Annotated in this window: 2 protein-coding genes; both read left to right on the plus strand. The window is 47.8% G+C overall.

Annotation, left to right across the window (positions count from 1 at the left end; translation table 11 throughout):
- The coding region (gene glgP / locus AC1DUA_RS38525) for an alpha-glucan family phosphorylase (protein WP_477504706.1) at nt 1-1,068 on the plus strand (1,068 nt) is incomplete at its 5' end.
- Entirely contained in the window at nt 1,052-1,798 is a 747-nt protein-coding gene (locus tag AC1DUA_RS38530; protein ID WP_477504707.1) for a hypothetical protein, read from the plus strand. The genes glgP and AC1DUA_RS38530, both read left to right, overlap by 17 nt.
- Nucleotides 1,799-1,899: the final 101 nt, after the last annotated feature.

The following is a 1,899-nucleotide window of genomic DNA, read 5'->3' on the forward strand; positions in this document are numbered from 1 at the left end:
CTATATGATTATGACTTTGCCAAACTTCCGATTGCACCGGTTCTTCATCAAGGTGCTCCTCTGACCATCTCGATTGACATGCCGGGCCGGGCCATCACCTTGCAGATTTGGCAGGTGCAGGTCGGACGCAACAAGATCTATTTACTCGACGCCGATCATGAGGCTAATCAACCCGCGGATAAAGAACTGACCGCACAGCTATATGGCGGGAATCAGGATACGCGCATTGCGCAGGAAATCGTGCTTGGAATTGGCGGCGTCAAAGCGCTCCGCGCACTAGGCATTTACCCTAACGTGTATCACATTAACGAAGGTCACGCAGCTTTTCTCACTCTGGAGCGACTGAAGGAGCTTCTGCATCTAGGTCTGCCTTTGCACGTGGCTGTCGAGACCGTCCGCTCAGCTACCGTCTTCACCACCCATACGCCCGTTCCAGCGGGCCATGACACGTTCTCCATCGGGATGTTGGAACATTATCTCGGACCGCTATTCAATGAGCTGTCACGCCACAAACAGGCGATTATAGCACTTGGACTTGACCATCACACTGGTCAATTTAATATGACTCATTTGGCCATGAATACAGCTGGACTGCGCAACGGTGTTAGTAAACTGCATGGGCAAGTTTCCCGAGAAATGTTCAAAGAATTTCACGGACACATCGATGCTGGCGAAGTTCCAATTGGTTCAATTACAAATGGCGTTCATTTGGACACATGGACAGCTCCTAGCTGGAAAGAACTGCTGGATCGTTTCCTACCCGGCACATGGCGAGAAGAACAAGCCAACAAACATCAATGGCAGCAAGTTGAAGTCATTCCCGATGAATCCATCTGGAAGGTGCATCAGCAGTTGAAAGATGATTTAGTCAGCTTCGCCCGTCAGAATTTAATGGAGCAACGGAGACGCAATGGAGAATCTGAGCAGCGGATTGAGGAAGTTAGGCATTATCTGAACCCAAAGGCCTTAACGATCGGATTCGCCAGACGGTTCGCGACCTATAAGTCGAAGACCCCTGGAGGCCAGCGGCACGAGCGGGCAAAAAGCAGCAATGAACGGCGTTCTTAACTTCAGCGTGCTAGATGGTTGGTGGGAGGAAGGTTACAACGGGACGAACGGTTGGGCTATTGGTTCAACAGGTACGGCCGATTGGGCTGTGCAGGAGAAAGAAAATACCCAATCCATTTATCAGATTTTGGAGAAAGAAATTATTCCCCTGTACTATAACCAGGGAAGTCTCCCGCATCAATGGATTAGCCGGATGAAGCGCTCTATCCAATCGCTTAGCCCCGTGTATAATACACATCGCATGGTACAGGACTACACGGAAGAAACTTATTTGCCGACAGCAGATCGAGCACGCTTATTTGTCGCTAATCACTACGAAGTTGCGACGAAGGTTGCCGATTATAAGCAATTCATCCGAAATAACTGGTATCAAGTAAAAATCATTGGTATCGATGATCGCTCCGCCAAATTGTCTACGGAAGTGCCATTAAGYGAAATCAAACCGTCAACAAAGGAAGTGACGGCACAGATCTTTTTYGGCCCAATTTGGCCACAAGATACGGCTGTAGAGATCATTTATTACGAGGACAACGGTGAAAAATGGGAACAGCGTATCATCCCCATGGAGTCATCAGGTGGACTGATTGAGCATGTGCAGAGCTATAAAGCAACCATACCTGGACATCTCGTCCATGGTCCGCACTTCTCCATTCGCGTTCGACCTATTTCGACAAATTTCGCCCATTCCTTTGAGCTTTCATTAGTTACCAGCACATTATCATGGCAATAAATGTATGATTCCCTCGATTAAGCCCCTTTTGGGGCTTTTCTTATTTTCTTTTATAAATTATTATGAAAAGAGAACTTACGGTATGTGCATGCGTTCATGAA

It is taken from the genome of Paenibacillus sp. 01T422, assembly GCF_056398785.1.